Origin of the sequence: Okeania sp. KiyG1 (genome assembly GCF_014132355.1) — a bacterium.
In the GTDB taxonomy this organism is placed as follows: domain Bacteria; phylum Cyanobacteriota; class Cyanobacteriia; order Cyanobacteriales; family Microcoleaceae; genus Okeania.
Window position 1 is genome coordinate 1 of the sequence record NZ_BLZO01000024.1, and the last position, 17,066, is coordinate 17,066.

Annotated in this window: 12 protein-coding genes, 1 pseudogene and 1 CRISPR repeat array; of the genes and pseudogenes, 9 read left to right on the forward strand and 4 right to left on the reverse strand. The window is 36.0% G+C overall.

Features of this window, described 5'->3' with window-relative positions; translation table 11 throughout:
* Positions 1-323: 323 nt before the first annotated feature.
* Positions 324-593, reverse strand: a complete 270-nt coding sequence (locus SAGCYANO_RS02390; RefSeq protein ID WP_202218622.1) for a hypothetical protein — start codon at positions 591-593, stop codon at positions 324-326.
* Between the two features lie 34 nt (positions 594-627).
* On the opposite strand from SAGCYANO_RS02390, the gene SAGCYANO_RS02395 reads away from it, so the two are divergent.
* The 9 genes and pseudogenes from SAGCYANO_RS02395 (at position 628) to SAGCYANO_RS02430 (ending at position 8,664) form a co-directional block, all read left to right on the forward strand.
* The gene (locus SAGCYANO_RS02395) at positions 628-1,305 is read left to right on the forward strand and encodes a GvpL/GvpF family gas vesicle protein (protein WP_202218623.1); all 678 of its coding nucleotides are present in this window, start codon (positions 628-630) and stop codon (positions 1,303-1,305) included.
* A gap of 1,330 nt (positions 1,306-2,635) precedes the next feature.
* Positions 2,636-2,845 (forward strand): annotated as a pseudogene (gene gvpA / locus SAGCYANO_RS02400) (gas vesicle structural protein GvpA); the annotation flags it as partial.
* Between the two features lie 99 nt (positions 2,846-2,944).
* Positions 2,945-3,445: a hypothetical protein gene (locus SAGCYANO_RS02405; protein WP_202218624.1), complete on the forward strand. Its 501-nt coding sequence runs from the start codon at positions 2,945-2,947 to the stop codon at positions 3,443-3,445.
* Between the two features lie 39 nt (positions 3,446-3,484).
* Positions 3,485-3,757 carry a gas vesicle structural protein GvpA gene (gvpA, locus tag SAGCYANO_RS02410; protein ID WP_202218625.1) on the forward strand — a complete coding sequence of 91 codons (273 nt, stop codon included), beginning with the start codon at positions 3,485-3,487 and terminating at the stop codon, positions 3,755-3,757.
* A 633-nt stretch (positions 3,758-4,390) separates the two neighbouring features.
* On the forward strand, positions 4,391-6,241 hold the full coding sequence (locus SAGCYANO_RS02415) for a hypothetical protein (protein WP_202218626.1): 1,851 nt from the start codon (positions 4,391-4,393) through the stop codon (positions 6,239-6,241).
* Positions 6,242-6,713: 472 nt separating this feature from the next.
* Entirely contained in the window at positions 6,714-6,863 is a 150-nt protein-coding gene (locus tag SAGCYANO_RS02420) for a hypothetical protein (protein ID WP_202218627.1), read from the forward strand.
* 97 nt (positions 6,864-6,960) lie between these two features.
* Entirely contained in the window at positions 6,961-7,221 is a 261-nt protein-coding gene (locus SAGCYANO_RS43855; protein ID WP_237395627.1) for a helix-turn-helix domain-containing protein, read from the forward strand.
* A complete protein-coding gene (locus SAGCYANO_RS02425; RefSeq protein ID WP_237395638.1) occupies positions 7,163-8,101 on the forward strand; it encodes a transposase in 939 nt (312 codons plus the stop codon). The genes SAGCYANO_RS43855 and SAGCYANO_RS02425 overlap by 59 nt, the downstream gene beginning before the upstream one ends.
* Before the next feature lie 116 nt (positions 8,102-8,217).
* Complete coding sequence (locus tag SAGCYANO_RS02430) at positions 8,218-8,664, forward strand: GNAT family N-acetyltransferase (RefSeq protein ID WP_202218628.1); 447 nt, start codon at positions 8,218-8,220, stop codon at positions 8,662-8,664.
* A 355-nt stretch (positions 8,665-9,019) separates the two neighbouring features.
* Positions 9,020-11,077: direct repeats of the CRISPR family, unit length 37 nt; unit sequence GTTGAAACTTACTAAAATCCCTATTAGGGATTGAAAC.
* A 20-nt stretch (positions 11,078-11,097) separates the two neighbouring features.
* Here SAGCYANO_RS02430 and SAGCYANO_RS02435 read toward each other — a convergent pair.
* The 3 genes from SAGCYANO_RS02435 to SAGCYANO_RS02445 all read right to left on the reverse strand — a co-directional run bounded on the left by SAGCYANO_RS02435 (position 11,098) and on the right by SAGCYANO_RS02445 (position 16,363).
* Positions 11,098-12,501: a tetratricopeptide repeat protein gene (locus tag SAGCYANO_RS02435; RefSeq protein WP_202218629.1), complete on the reverse strand. Its 1,404-nt coding sequence runs from the start codon at positions 12,499-12,501 to the stop codon at positions 11,098-11,100.
* A gap of 2,924 nt (positions 12,502-15,425) precedes the next feature.
* Positions 15,426-16,151: an IS630 family transposase gene (locus tag SAGCYANO_RS02440; protein ID WP_202218630.1), complete on the reverse strand. Its 726-nt coding sequence runs from the start codon at positions 16,149-16,151 to the stop codon at positions 15,426-15,428.
* Positions 16,124-16,363: a helix-turn-helix domain-containing protein gene (locus SAGCYANO_RS02445; protein WP_202218631.1), complete on the reverse strand. Its 240-nt coding sequence runs from the start codon at positions 16,361-16,363 to the stop codon at positions 16,124-16,126. The genes SAGCYANO_RS02440 and SAGCYANO_RS02445 overlap by 28 nt, the downstream gene beginning before the upstream one ends.
* Between the last annotated feature and the right edge of the window lie 703 nt (positions 16,364-17,066).

Genomic DNA, 17,066 nt, shown 5'->3' on the forward strand with positions numbered 1-17,066 from the left:
GTCATGTTATATCTACGCTTTCGTTAATTTACCCAAATCATCCTTAGCATTGCCAAAAGGTATGAAACAGGAAATCGAATTAATTCCATATAGAATAATGTAGGTTGGGTTTAACTGGTTCAACCCAATAAATTCTTGTACCATTTTAATCAAGTTTTGAGCCGATAAAATCTTACTTTTGACTTTTGACTTCCATGAAATGGTATTATTTGTGTTGGGTTTATCCTACGGATAAGCTGCGCTAACGGGGCATCCTCAACCCAACCTACGAGCAAAAAAAACTTACTTCTATCACGCCAAACATCTAAAATGTCATGTTATATCTACGCTTTCGTTAATTTACCCAAATCATCCTTAGCATTGCCAAAAGGTATGAAACAGGAAATCGAATTAATTCCATATAGAATAATGTAGGTTGGGTTTAACTGGTTCAACCCAATAAATTCTTGTACCATTTTAATCAAGTTTTGAGCCGATAAAATCTTACTTTTGATTTTTGACTTTTGACTTCCATGAAATGGTATTATTTGTGTTGGGTTTATCCTACGGATAAGCTGCGCTAACGGGGCATCCTCAACCCAACCTACGAGCAAAAAAAACTTACTTCTATCACGCCAAACATCTAAAATGTCATGTTATGTCTACGCTTTCGTTAATTTACCCAAATCATCCTTAGCATTGCCAAAAGGTATGAAACAGGAAGTCGAATTAATTGCAGATCAAAATCTGGCTGCTATAACTGAAGCAGACATATCTATTGAAGCAATACAAGAAACAGACGAAAAATTACTCCAAGCAGTATTAACCCACGATCGGGTAATTAGAGAAATATTTCAGCAAACTCCCCTAATACCACTCAGATTTGGAAATGCTTTTGCCGCTGTTGAAAATATTATTAATCACTTACAAAATTACCAGCAGCAATACCTGACAATTTTGGCTCAACTACAAGAAAAGGTAGAATATACTGTGAGTTTTTCTCCAGTTTCTCCTCCTTCTAGTCTAGAAATTAGTGATGCTCGTGGCAAAGCTTATTTATTAGCTAAAAAACAACAATTTCAACAACAGCAAGCTTTTCAAACTGAACAACGTCAACAGTGGGAAAAAATATGTCCATTAATTCTCAAGGAGTATCCCAAAGCAGTCTGCAAAGATAGCACACAGGAGAAAACGAAACAGGTCCATTTGTTGGCTAATCGTGAGGTAGAAGTTCTAACTACTCAACAATTACCAACTTGGCAAGCTGAGTGTTCTTATTGGCAAATTAGTTTGAGTGAGCCACTTCCACCTTATCATTTTGTCTGATTTTTACAAAAAAAACGTGCAGTTGAAAGCCAAGTGGCTTTAGCCCTTAGATGAAAACAAGTTGTGGAAATTTATTCCCAAATATCCCAAAGTGTGTAATAATACCAATGAATGCGAGTAGGAACAAGGTTTGTCCCATAGACTCACTGCTTGTATGGGTAAAACCCCCTGTGGGAAAGAAACTGTAGCATGGTTCTACCAAGATACTCAGCACAGACAAACACCCCAACAAGGTAGGGATTTATAGCTTGATCGTAAGTGTAAAACCACTCTTGAAAGCAAGACAAAAGTCAGGGCGATGTATGTGGCATTCTTGTCAGCATATTTGAGTCGGTAGGTAGTATATGAGCTACCACAACTGGAAAAAATTAATCAAGTCCAGTGATAGCTAGTAGCCTTTCAGAATCGTGTTTTTCAAACGAATTGCACGAACCACTACTTAGAATGACCCGTACTTTAGTCGGGTGAGAAGTCAATTCTGAAAATTACGATCAAAATGACAAGTTTCATGTTATAGTTATCTGGGATTGAAAAATATCTGTAAATTACGATCTCGGCATCCTAGTATTAGCAGCGTCTACTTGAAAGTAAACTAAAAAATTGGTGTTGGTAGATCAAGAGATGAAACTTTAAGACAAACTAGCTAAGTCTATAGCCGACTAAGGCTTTTATGAGTTTAGACGACAGCTTGAATATAAGTGTCAATGGTACGTTTGTCAGCAGTAATCTGTTTCTGATACCTCTAAAATATTTTACCGAAAAGCGACGTTGAAAGCCCCCGTGTTTTAACCGGGGGATGAAAACAAGCGAGTTGTTTAGACTAGACAACTTTAGTTGTCCTATCCTATTATCTGGATATACAAATGTTTAGACAAAAGTAAGCAGAAGGCTAGGTTTAGGCTTAAGCCGACTGTGTAGGGGCACAATGACATCGTCCCCAAAGAATATATCTTTGGTCAGCTAAGAATAGACGAAGCAACACGGATTTATCCTGTTGTGTAGTATCAACTTAGAATCCCCTCGGCAACAGCTGCGGGGAGTAGTCAATCCATTAATCTGTGTTATTATTACATACGTCTGCTAAGACCAGAAGATTTTAGCAACGATTATGGAGTGTTTTGCACTCGACTTTTCATAAGGATGAAAACCCCAGAGGGCATCCTAAACTCAATGTGTTTGAGTGGAATATTAACCTTCCCATGCCAGTAGACTTATGGAAAGGTGAGTCGAAAAATCGCTTTTAGTCACCGATGAAGAGCGTGTCTAGTGATTGTCTAGATTTTTAGAAGGTGTTAAACTGATGCTTGTTGAAAATTAAGGAATAAAAATTATGGCAGTAGAAAAAACCAACTCATCTTCTAGTTTAGCTGAAGTTGTGGATCGGATTCTTGACAAAGGTGTTGTCATAGATGCTTGGGTTCGTCTTTCTTTAGTAGGTATTGAATTACTGGCAATTGAAGCTAGGGTAGTCATTGCTTCAGTAGAAACTTACTTAAAATATGCTGAAGCAGTTGGTTTGACAGCTCTAGCAGCAGCACCAGGAGAAGCTATTGATTTTGACGATAAACCAATGGAAGCAGTAGGAGTAAAAGAACCTGCTGCTGCTGGAGCTTATTAATACAAAGGCACAACTTTAATTATGGCTCTTCAAGATATCTGGGCAAAAGAGCGGTCGCAAAGATTAACGGAAATTGCCGAACGCAAACTAGAGGTAGCCCAGCACAGACAACAAACTCAATCGAAACTTAGCACTATTAGACAAGAGCTTGACAAAAGTAGACAAGAGCTTGACAAAGAAGCTAAGGTGCTTCATACTATGCTGCAGGAGTTTGTGACAAAACTGCAGGAAACATGTTCGGCAGAAAAACAGCAAAGACAACTGGATAATGCCGAACGTCATCAACAAGTGCGGAAAATTTTAGAAGACTATATTGAAGCACTGCGTTTGTACGAACAACAAGCACGTCAGGATCGGTTAGAAGATATTGCTAAACGCAAGCAAGAAGTATCAGAACTTAAGCTTGAAGTATTGCAACTTCAGGGACAATTCAGTTCCGAGCGAGTATTAATGGCTCAGGAATTGACTGACAAATTACAACGCTTCCGAACTAATTTACATGATTATGTTTGGAGTTCCTAAGCAGTTCAATACTTTGAAATCAAGGAATAAATCAAAATTATGGCAGTAGAAAAAGTTAACTCATCTTCCAGTCTAGCTGAAGTCGTAGACCGGATTCTTGACAAAGGTGTTGTCATAGATGCCTGGGTTCGTCTTTCTTTAGTGGGTATTGAATTACTTGCAGTTGAAGCTAGGATAGTTATTGCTTCAGTAGAAACTTACTTAAAATATGCTGAAGCAGTTGGTTTAACAGCTCTAGCAGGATCGCCTGCAGTAGGAATCACTGATGAAACTGAAATAGGAGAACCTGTAGTTTCTCCTAGTTTAGTATAACTTACAGCGGTTTTCATTTAGGTAGACCAAAGTAGGGACGTTCCATAAAACGTTCCTACAAGGTTTTGCCTGTGAAGATGTGGTTTCTCAATGAGCAAAAGCGCTGTAAATAGGACTTACCGAAAAGCGACGTTGAGAGCAAGCGTGTTTTAACCGGGGGATGAAAACAAGCGAGTTGTTTAGACTAGACAACTAAAGTTGTCCTGTCCTATTATCTGGATATACAAATGTTTAGACAAAAGTAAGCAGAAAGCTAGGTTTAGGCTTAAGCCGACTGTGTAGGGGCACAATGACATCGTCCCCAAAGAATATATCTTTGGTCAGCTAAGAATAGACGAAGCAACACGGATTTATCCTGTTGCGTAGTATCAACTTAGAATCCCCTCGGCAACGGCTGCGGGGAGTAGTCAAGCAATACAAGGTATTTTTGTCCGAAGCGACTGATAGGGTTTGCGAAGTATTCCGGGACGGAAAGCAATCTCAAATCCTAGTTTTTCCTACCTAATGCGTAAGTCCTGATTCTATTAGATATCTCCGATAATTAATCTATAACTCTTGTAAAACAGTAGTTAAATTTTAATTTAAGGAGATGTCTATTTCTAAACCCTTTAATATTAAATTAAAAAGTTTGAGATGAAAAATTTCAAAGATCGGCAAGAGAAAGGGGATTTATCTTTTATTCTTAATCCCCTCAAAAAAACTACTAATTTATTTGGTGCTATACAGAAAAAAAATAAAAAAAATCAGAAGACAAAACCCCTGGGAAAGTCAGAAAAAAAACCAGAATCTCCTCCACCACTGTCACAACCAGACTCCTCGGAATTATCAACTGATGTAGTAGAACAATTCCAACTACCAGAGGAAGCATCTCCTCCACCACTGTCACAACCAGACTCCTCGGAATTATCAACTGATGTAGTAGAACAATTCCAACTACCAGAGGAAGCATCTCCTCCACCACTGTCACAACCAGACTCCTCGGAATTATCAACTGATGTAGTAGAACAATTCCAACTACCAGAGGAAGCATCTCCTCCACCACCGTCACAACCAGACTCCTCGGAATTATCAACTGATGTAGTAGAACAATTCCAACTACCAGAGGAAACATCCCCTCCACCACTGTCACAACCAGACTCCTCGGAATTATCAACTGATGTAGTAGAACAATTCCAACTACCAGAGGAAACATCCCCTCCACCACTGTCACAACCAGACTCCTCGGAATTATCAACTGATGTAGTAGAACAATTCCAACTACCAGAGGAAACATCCCCTCCACCACTGTCACAACCAGACTCCTCGGAATTATCAACTGATGTAGTAGAACAATTCCAACTGCCAGAGGAAGCATCTCCTCCACCACTGTCACAACCAGACTCCTCGGAATTATCAACTGATGTAGTAGAACAATTCCAACTACCAGAGGAAGCATCTCCTCCACCACTGTCACAACCAGACTCCTCGGAATTATCAACTGATGTAGTAGAACAATTCCAACTACCAGAGGAAGCATCTCCTCCACCACTGTCACAACCAGACTCCTCGGAATTATCAACTGATGTAGTAGAACAATTCCAACTACCAGAGGAAGCATCTCCTCCACCACCGTCACAACCAGACTCCTCGGAATTATCAACTGATGTAGTAGAACAATTCCAACTACCAGAGGAAGCATCTCCATCAGGTCTCCTATTGTACCCAGAGTCATCGGAACCGCCCACTGATATAGAACAAAAAGACCTAGACGTAGTTTCTCCCTCAGAACATCCAGACACATCAGACGTAGTTTATAAAAAGACTAAAGGATTAATCTATATTCAAGATTTGTACTCTAGAGGCAAAGCCAGTAATCTCTATACTCTAGATATAGAATCAGGAAAAACAGTCTTAATTGGTTCTATGGGTATGCACATAGTTGATATTGCTTTTTGTGGAAATATACTCTATGGTATTCGGTGGCGCGACCAAAAAACAACAGATTTAGTCAGAATAAATCCCACTACTGCCAAAACTACAATTATTGGTAAATTAGGTAATAGTAAAGTAGCTAGTTTGGCTTTTTCTAAACATAGAAAAGCTCTTTATGCCATGGGTCCTCAAGTATTATTAAGAGTAAATGTAAAGACTGGTGCGGGAAGAGTTATTAAGTCTTATAAACCTTATTATCCTTTTTATTGTGGTGGTTTAGCTTTTGATAGTAAAGGCAGAGCATATTCAGATTTTGCTAATAATAATAATCGGCAAAGATACCTGATGCGACTTAATCATAATGGTACTCCTATTGCTGTTGGTGGTCCTAGTGGAATTAAGAATTCTGGTAGCCTAGATTTTTACGGCGATCAATTATTTGCGATATTTAATGGTCAATTTGTTAAGTACGATTTAGTTACTGGTAAAGCAAGGTTGGTAACTCGTACAGAACATAATGTTCCTTGGGCGGGAATGAGTGTTAAATTACATCCTAGTGTGGATAAAATGTAGCTGATGGCTAAACGCTTAAAGCTTATATTATTCAAAAACTATCGGATTTGATATTAAAGAAATAATATCAAATCCGTTGGCTTCGGATTGGTATTATATCATGTTCGGATAATCAGTTATAGAACCCCCGATCGTATCTTTTAGTTCTCTCCAGAAAATAGGGAGTAGGGAGTAGGGAGTAGGGAGTAGGGTGGAAAGAATTGATGACACGCTCTACAATAATTGATTTGATTTTTGATGATTGGAAATGTCTTTCTCCGAAAAGATATATGTTTAAGTTAAGTAATAGGAGCGACCGCCTAAATTTTTAGAGATGCCACTCAGGGGTTCTATAAAAAAAACTTCTGGCCTTGAACCAATATTCCCTTCTGCCTTCTGCCCTCAACATAGCTGCCTTCCTTCCTCCAAAGTGTAAGTATTCAACCAAACATGATATTACATATATATAGATTGAACATAGTATTAATAAATAATGATTATACGAGACGCTTTAGATTCAGATTTAGATGATGTACTATCTGTCGAACGGGCGGCATTTGGTTCAGACGAGTTTGTTGAAATTGTGCAACTACTTCTTGGGGCTATCAACAGTATTAAAATAATTGGACAAAATGATACATAATTAGACATTTAATGTGATATACTAGACTTATGTTTAACTTATTAAGTATAGATGAAACAGCATAACTGCGCCCTTAGTGCCAACAAAAACAATAATCATGAAATCTTTTAAGACTAAGCTAAAACTTAACAACCAACAAAAAACAATACTTGCCAAACACGCAGGAGTAGCACGTCATGCCTATAACTGGGGATTAGCAACTTGCATAAAAGAGTACGAAGAAACTAAAAAACGCCCCAGTGCAATTACCCTGCATAAACGTTTAGTAGCTGAAGTCAAATCAGTTAATCCCTGGTATTATGAGGTGTCGATCGGGTGCCCCACAACAAGCATTAAGAGATTTAGAGAGGGCATTTAAAAACTTTTTAACTATTCCTAAACGTGGTTTTCCGGTCTTTAAGAAAAAAGGTAGAAAAGACAGTTTTTATTTAGAAGGAAGTATTAAAATTTTCCAAGGAAACTACATACAATTACCCAGAATAGGAATAGTAAAAACATACGAAATCTTACCCTCTGTACCAGTAAAAAACATCACTATATCAAAAAAAGCAGATAGTTGGTACATCAGTTTCAAGTACAATTTTGAATCCTATCCAACAGAAAAAGTAGGAGAAACTATTGGTGTAGATATAGGCATAAATACATTAGCAACCTGTTCCGATGGAACTAAATTTGCCAATGTCAAAGCCTACAGACAAGCCAAAAAACAATTAGTTCGTCATCAACGTGCAGTCAGCAAAAAAGTTATTGGTTTCCTGCGGAATGCTACGCAAACCAAAAACAGGCGCAAAGCAGTAAAAAAACTAGCAAAGGTTCACAAAAAAGCGGATGCGACCCCGCGACGACGTCAGTCGCAAGGGAACGCGCACCAAGCAGTAGCCGATATTAGAGCAGACGCACTACATAAACTCACAACATGGTTAGCTAAAAACCACAGCACCATAGTAATTGAGGATTTGAATGTAAGTGGAATGCTCAAAAACCATAAACTAGCAAGTGCCATAGCAGACTGTGGTTTTTATGAATTTAAACGTCAACTTACATACAAATGTGAATGGTACAGCAGTGAATTAGTCATAGCTGATAGATTTTATCCAAGTTCTCAAATATGTTCAAACTGTGGGCATCAACAGAAAATGCCGTTACACTTGAGAACTTATAAGTGTAGTGAATGCAGTTTTGAAGCTGATAGAGATTTAAACGCTGCTATCAACTTGAAAAACTATGTGAATCAGTAGCTTGAGTTTCAAGCGAATTTAAGCCTGTGGAGAAGATAAGTTACAGACTGCGGTCAGTGGTCTTCAGAGAAGCAGGAAGCTAGCTCCAAAGTTCATGCAACCATGTATGAGTAAGTTTGGGTAAGTTTAGTAGAACGGATGATAGTGCTAAACCTGTTATTTCCCTGTTAGCTTTCCAAGAAGATAGAGCAGTAGGACATATTATGTTCTCAAGAGTTACTCTGGAGCCAAATGTTCCTTTATCAATTTCAATTCTGGGTCCCCTAGCAGTTATGCCTGATGTTCAAAAACAAGGTATTGGCAGTAAATTGATTCAAAAAGGATTAGAGATTTTATCAACATCTGGAGTGGATTTAGTTTTTGTCCTCGGTCATCCTACATATTATCCACGTTTTGGATTTAAACCTGCAGGGGAGCTTGGGTTTGAGCCTACCTATCCTATACTTGAAAAGAATGCAGATGCTTGGATGGTTCAGGAATTACGTCCGGGAATTATTGGCAGTTTCAGTGGAAGAATTATCTGTGCAGATAGTTTGGATGACCCTAGGCATTGGCAGGAGTGAAGAGAAAGGAGATAATAATTGGTTGTCAAGTAGAAGTAAAACTAATTGGTGGGCCAAAAGTTAGGGATGATACTATGTTTTTTGTTTAGAAATTAGAGGAGTAAATGCGATGATCGGTAGCTGTAGAAATTGAGAGGGAGAAAATAATGGCTAAAATTAAGTCTGGCAAAGGGTTTGATGTGGGTAGAGGGTTTGAGGCGATCGTCGCAAATTCTCTATTGCTTGCCTGGCGGGGGTTTTGGCAAAATATCTTTTTTTGGCTCTTGCAAATTTTTGAGGGATTATGTTATTCTTTAATAGATGGTCGCAATCGAACCTTGAAAACTAAATATGGTAAGGGTTCTAAAATCCTGCAGTTGAAACTTACTAAAATCCCTATTAGGGATTGAAACGTATAAATACATCACCCAACAAAAATCATAAGCAAAGTTGAAACTTACTAAAATCCCTATTAGGGATTGAAACGGGAAGCAGACACACTTCAAAAAGTGAAAGGTCTAAAAGTTGAAACTTACTAAAATCCCTATTAGGGATTGAAACCTTTTTTGAACTTACCCATTACCAGCCTCCCATTGGTTGAAACTTACTAAAATCCCTATTAGGGATTGAAACGAATAAATCCTACCGGGTTCATAAGCCCATCCACGTTGAAACTTACTAAAATCCCTATTAGGGATTGAAACCTAGCTCTTTTATAAAATCATTAGCTTTTACCGAAGGGTTGAAACTTACTAAAATCCCTATTAGGGATTGAAACGGACAAATTGTAGCTCTCACGGCTCAATTACAGACGTTGAAACTTACTAAAATCCCTATTAGGGATTGAAACAAAAATATAATTGTGAAGCAGGAAAAATTTATAGGTTGAAACTTACTAAAATCCCTATTAGGGATTGAAACAACAGTTACGACGAAGGAGACAAGATAATGTTATGTTGAAACTTACTAAAATCCCTATTAGGGATTGAAACCAACTTATCAAGCCAAAGCCTTAAAGCAACAGGAGTTGAAACTTACTAAAATCCCTATTAGGGATTGAAACGAGAGATGAAGGAAGAATGGGTAATAGACCTTAAGTTGAAACTTACTAAAATCCCTATTAGGGATTGAAACAGCTGTGCGCTAATCACAAATATCATCCTAACAAAATGTTGAAACTTACTAAAATCCCTATTAGGGATTGAAACTTAGAAGATAATGGTTCTGCTAGAATATCTCCCTCTGTTGAAACTTACTAAAATCCCTATTAGGGATTGAAACAAAATTACCCCTATAGTAGACTTTTCGGCTTCTAAGTTAGTTGAAACTTACTAAAATCCCTATTAGGGATTGAAACTTCTGTTTCTACAGGCAACTACATAACTATTGAAATAGTTGAAACTTACTAAAATCCCTATTAGGGATTGAAACAGTATAAAATAGCCTGGGTTAAGGGCGGCTCGATCCATGTTGAAACTTACTAAAATCCCTATTAGGGATTGAAACGTATACAACCAACCTGCTCATAAGGCGGATATAAGTTGAAACTTACTAAAATCCCTATTAGGGATTGAAACAATATCTGGAACAAGAGCAGCTACTCCAGCAACCAAGTTGAAACTTACTAAAATCCCTATTAGGGATTGAAACATATTTATTGTATTTGAGTCTAATAATCGCTACCAGTTGAAACTTACTAAAATCCCTATTAGGGATTGAAACATCAAACGAGAATAGTGAAAACAATGAGACAGAGTTGAAACTTACTAAAATCCCTATTAGGGATTGAAACAGAAATTTGATGTAACTCCAAATATTTTTTTGTGGTTGAAACTTACTAAAATCCCTATTAGGGATTGAAACAAAATATCAAGTATTTGTTGGCTCTACTAAAGCGTTGAAACTTACTAAAATCCCTATTAGGGATTGAAACAAGGACAAGCAGTACTATAAAGATTAAGGAGGATTGTTGAAACTTACTAAAATCCCTATTAGGGATTGAAACATATGTGGCTTCCTTTATCGTCGCTAATGGTCTGGGTTGAAACTTACTAAAATCCCTATTAGGGATTGAAACCATTCATGATAGTTTTACTCCTAATAATAACTACGTTGAAACTTACTAAAATCCCTATTAGGGATTGAAACATACTCCTCTTGTGGATTATTAATAATATCAAGTACGTTGAAACTTACTAAAATCCCTATTAGGGATTGAAACTATAGGGATTCCAGCGATTAGTATTAATGGTCTGGGTTGAAACTTACTAAAATCCCTATTAGGGATTGAAACGAATACCTGAAAATACCAAAAGCTAATTTTAGGTGTTGAAACTTACTAAAATCCCTATTAGGGATTGAAACATAATATCTAGGTAGCGATCGCCTGTAGTGATAGTTGAAACTTACTAAAATCCCTATTAGGGATTGAAACAAGTATTCATTCTTGCCCTATTAAATTGATTTAATATCAGCATTCCGCTCAATTTTATCAATTACTTCTTTAACTCTTTCATACTCTAAATTTTTCTCTTCTTCTACAAACAATTCAGCAGCTTTCTGTAAATCTTCGAGAGCTTTTGGCAAATTTCCTAATTGCTGATATACAATTCCACGACTTTCATAAGCATTAGCAAAATTAGGCTGCAATTCAATGGCTCGATTAAGGTCTGCTAAAGCCGCTTCATAATCTCCTAATTCTAAGTAAGCAGCACCCCGATTATGATAAGTCAAAAATAGTTCTGGATTAAGCTTCAAAGCCAGATTATAATTAGAAATTGCCTCCCGATAATTTCCCAAAGAACTATAAGCATTCCCTCGATTATTGTAAGCATCTGGTAAATTTGGTTCAATTCCTAACGCCCGGTCGTAATCAATAATTGCTCCCCAGTTGTCTCCCAATAAACGACGAATATTACCCCGATTATTATAAGCATCTGCTAATTCAGGATTTGATTTAATTGCTTGAGAAAAATCTGCTATTGCCTGCTGATAATTTCCCAAGTTTTGCCAAATATTACCTCGATTTAGATAAGCTTCAGCATAATCGGGCTTAAGTTTAATTGCCCAATTATAATCCTCTATTGCACCCTGTTTATCTCCAAATTCAGTCCTAGCAACTCCGAGATTAAAATAAGTTTGAGCATGATTAGGTTTGAGTTTAATTACTTTAGAATAATCAGCAATAGCTCCTGGATAATCTCCTAATTTCCGCCGAATAATTCCCCGATTATTATAAGCATCCACAGCATTTGGCTCTAATTCTATTGCTTTGGAAAAATCAGCAATTGCACCTTGTTCATCTCCTATTCCAGAACGAGCAACACCACGATTACTATAGACATAAAATAAATTTGGTTCTAATTCAATAACTTTATCAAAATCTACAATTGCTGCTTGATAATTACCAATAATACTATGAATATTTCCTCGATTATAATAAGCTTCAACGCGACTAGGATCGAGATTAATTACATTGGTAAAATCTTCAATTCCCCCTTGATAGTCTGTTAATTCAATTCGTAAAATACCACGATTATAATAAGCCTCAATAAAATCCGGTCTCAGCTCAATCGCTTTACTAAAATCATTCAAAGCTCCGGGAAAATTTCCATCATTATATTTATCGACACCCCGATTAAAATAAACAGAAGCATTTTTATTTTCCGAGTTATTATTAATAATTTTATCCTCACTTACAGCAGCATAATATTCTGTAGTAGTTTGAGCTAATACATATTGATGAGGGAAAATTATTCCAATTAAAGTAAAGATATAAGCGAGACGTAGTTTAACCGCATAAGTGTTCCGGAACAGTATTGGTCTTAAATATTTTTGTCTGATTAAAGTTTTGAACATTATTTACTCCTAATAATAAGTTATGAGCATTTGAGCAATTGAGAATTTGAGCTTTTTAATTGATGAAGCAAGCATTGGTTATAACTGTTCCGGAACAGTATTGGTCTTAAATATTTTTGTCTGATTAAAGTGTTGAAAATTTTTCCTCCTAATCATAAGCTATGAGCATTTGAGCTTTTTAATGAATGAAGCAAGCATTTGTTATAACTGTTCCGGAACAGTATTGGTCTTGAATATTTTTGTCTGATTAAAGTGTTGAAAATTTTTCCTCCTAATCATAAGCTATGAGTATTTGAGCAATTGAGAATTTGAGCTTTTTAATGAATGAAGCAAGCATTGGTTATAACTGTTCCGGAACAGTATTGGTCTTAAATATTTTTGTCTGATTAAAGTGTTGAACATTTTTCCTCCTAATCATAAGCTATGAGCATTTGAGCAATTGAGAATTTGAGCTTTTTAATGAATGAAGCAAGCATTTGTTATAACTGTTCCGGAACAGTATTGGTCTTAAATATTTTTGTCTGATTAAAGTGTTGAAAATTTTTCCTCCTAATCATAAGCTATGAGCATTTGAGCAATTGAGCATTTGAGCTTTTTAATGAATGAAGCAAGCATTTGTTATAACTGTTCCGGAACAGTATTGGTCTTAAATATTTTTGTCTGATTAAAGTGTTGAAAATTTTTCCTCCTAATCATAAGCTATGAGCATTTGAGCAATTGAGCATTTGAGCTTTTTAATGAATGAAGCAAGCATTTGTTATAACTGTTCCGGAACAGTATTGGTCTTAAATATTTTTGTCTGATTAAAGTGTTGAAAATTTTTCCTCCTAATAATCAGCTATGAGCATTTGAGCAATTGAGCATTTGAGCTTTTTAATGAATGAAGCAAGCATTGGTTATAACTGTTCCGGAACAGTATTGGTCTTAAATATTTTTGTCTGATTAAAGTGTTGAACATTTTTCCTCCTAATCATAAGCTATGAGTATTTGAGCAATTGAGAATTTGAGCTTTTTAATGAATGAAGCAAGCATTTGTTATAACTGTTCCGGAACAGTATTGGTCTTAAATATTTTTGTCTGATTAAAGTGTTGAACATTTTTCCTCCTAATCATAAGCTATGAGCATTTTAGAATCTGAGAATTTGAGAATTTGAGCTTTTTAATGAATGAAGCAAGCATTGGTGATAAGTGTTCCGGAACAGTATTGCTTCTAAATATTTTTGTCTGATTAAAGTGTTGAAAATTTTTCCTCCTAATAATCAGCTATGAGCATTTGAGCAATTGAGCATTTGAGCTTTTTAATGAATGAAGCAAGCATTTGTTATAACTGTTCCGGAACAGTATTGGTCTTAAATATTTTTGTCTGATTAAAGTGTTGAACATTTTTCCTCCTAATAATCAGCTATGAGCATTTGAGCAATTGAGAATTTGAGCTTTTTAATGAATGAAGCAAGCATTTGTTATAAGTGTTCCGGAACAGTATTGGTCTTAAATATTTTTGTCTGATTAAAGTGTTGAAAATTTTTCCTCCTAATAATCAGCTATGAGTATTTGAGCAATTGAGAATTTGAGCTTTTTAATGAGTGAAACAAGCATTGGTTATAACTGTTCCGGAACAGTATTGGTCTTAAATATTTTTGTCTGATTAAAGTGTTGAACATTTTTCCTCCTAATCATAAGCTATGAGCATTTTAGAATCTGAGAATTTGAGAATTTGAGTTTTTTAATGAATGAAGCAAGCATTGGTGATAAGTGTTCCGGAACAGTATTGCTTCTAAATATTTTTGTCTGATTAAAGTGTTGAACATTTTTCCTCCTAATCATAAGCTATGAGTATTTGAGCAATTGAGAATTTGAGCTTTTTAATGAATGAAGCAAGCATTTGTTATAAGTGTTCCGGAACAGTATTGCTTCTAAATATTTTTGTCTGATTAAAGTGTTGAACATTTTTCCTCCTAATCATAAGCTATGAGTATTTGAGCAATTGAGAATTTGAGCTTTTTAATGAATGAAGCAAGTATTTGTTATAACTGTTCCGGAACAGTATTGGTCTTAAATATTTTTGTCTGATTAAAGTGTTGAACATTTTTCCTCCTAATAATCAGCTATGAGTATTTGAGCAATTGAGCATTTCAGCTTTTTAATGAATGAAGCAAGCATTGGTTATAACTGTTCCGGAACAGTATTGGTCTTAAATATTTTTGTCTGATTAAAGTGTTGAACATTTTTCCTCCTAATAATCAGCTATGAGTATTTGAGCAATTGAGAATTTGAGCTTTTTAATGAGTGAAACAAGCATTGGTTATAACTGTTCCGGAACAGTATTGGTCTTAAATATTTTTGTCTGATTAAAGTGTTGAACATTTTTCCTCCTAATCATAAGCTATGAGCATTTTAGAATCTGAGAATTTGAGAATTTGAGTTTTTTAATGAATGAAGCAAGCATTGGTGATAAGTGTTCCGGAACAGTATTGCTTCTAAATATTTTTGTCTGATTAAAGTGTTGAACATTTTTCCTCCTAATCATAAGCTATGAGTATTTGAGCAATTGAGAATTTGAGCTTTTTAATGAATGAAGCAAGTATTTGTTATAACTGTTCCGGAACAGTATTGGTCTTAAATATTTTTGTCTGATTAAAGTGTTGAACATTTTTCCTCCTAATAATCAGCTATGAGTATTTGAGCAATTGAGCATTTCAGCTTTTTAATGAATGAAGCAAGCATTGGTTATAACTGTTCCGGAACAGTATTGGTCTTAAATATTTTTGTCTGATTAAAGTGTTGAAAATGTTTCCTCCTAATAATCAGCTATGAGTATTTGAGCAATTGAGCATTTCAGCTTTTTAATGAGTGAAACAAGCATTGGTTATAACTGTTCCGGAACAGTATTGGTCTTAAATATTTTTGTCTGATTACAGCGGTTTTCATATGAATAAACCACAATGTTCAAACCAGCCCATGACATCATCTTCAGTAATTTGAGCGATACGGCTGACGCCACGCTCCGCGAACGCTTCGCTGATAACTCGATCTAATTGCTCTTGAGTTCGAGCTTGACGAGAGCGGAGAAACTCTTTGAATTTTGACCAACATAGTTCGATGGGTGACAAATCAGGTGAGTACGCAGGTAAGAAGATTAACTTGGCTCCTGTGGAGGAAATTAACTCTTGAATTCTAGAACCTTTGTGGACACTTAAATTATCCATCAGTACAATGGCCCCTGGCCATAGTTGAGGTACTAAAATCTGCTCTATATATGTTTCAAATACATTTTTATTTGTACTACCAATTACGGTCATTGATGCAATTAAACCATCCAAACTTAAAGCTCCTAAAACACTTGTATTCTTACCTTTATTTCTAGGGGCATTGCTGACTACTCTCTCTCCTACTTTTCCTCGACCATAAAGACGAGTCATCCCTAGATTAACTCCTGATTCGTCAACAAAAACCAAATTATTTATGTCTACTAAATCCAACCATTTTCGATAGTCATAGCGTTTTTGTTTTATATCTTCTCTGTCTTGTTCTGAAGCATAAAGACTTTTTTTTCTACTTATATTGAATTTTTTTAAAATTCGATACATTGTTGATACACTTACTTTCACTCCGGTTCTAATTTCTAAATATTCGCATAACTCACAAAGCATGCATATCTGGTTTTTGTTGGATTTTCTGCGCTCATTAAAGAATCAAAATTGCCATCAATTTTAATCTTTGGCCCTCCTCCATGTTGCTTTGGATTCACAGTTCCTGTGGTTCTATAATGCCGTAATAAATTACGGACAAAAGTCAAGCTAACTTGAAATCTTTGTGCTATTTGACGTTGAGAACCTTCTTGATTTTGATAGGCTCTAATCACACGAATACGTAAATAAGCGTGAGTATGGTCTGGCCATTTTTTCCTTCGGCGATCGCTCTAGATAACTATTTTCTCTTGAATTACATTTTACACTTTTGTGGTTCATCCATATGAAAAGCGCTGTAAAGTGTTGAAAATGTTTCCTCCTAATAATCAGCTATGAGCATTTGAGCAATTGAGCATTTCAGCTTTTTAATCAATGAAGCAAGCATTGGTTATAACTGTTCCGGAACAGTATTGGTCTTAAATATTTTTGTCTGATTAAAGTGTTGAAAATGTTTCCTCCTAATAATCAGCTATGAGTATTTGAGCAATTGAGCATTTGAGCTTTTCAGCTTTTTAATGAATGAAGCAAGCATTCGTTATAAGTGTTCCGGAACAGTATTGCTTCTAAATATTGTCCTAATGATTAAGGTTTTGAGCATTTTTTCTCCTATAATTGTGGTTTCCGTTTAGACAGTGGGGGGGTAGGAGCGAACGGCCGTTCGCCCCTACAGGTAGTTTATAATTCTATCTTTTGTGTAAGTCCTGATTTATTTTACAAACACTGTCTAATATAATTCTGAATATCAAAAATTAATAATAAAGAATCTAATTAATCAACAGGATTTACGCACGGGCACTAAATTCAGTGAGGGCGTTAGCGGAGCAAAACGCCCCTACAGATGGTGGTTTAAAAGTCAATTTGCGTAAGTCCTGTATT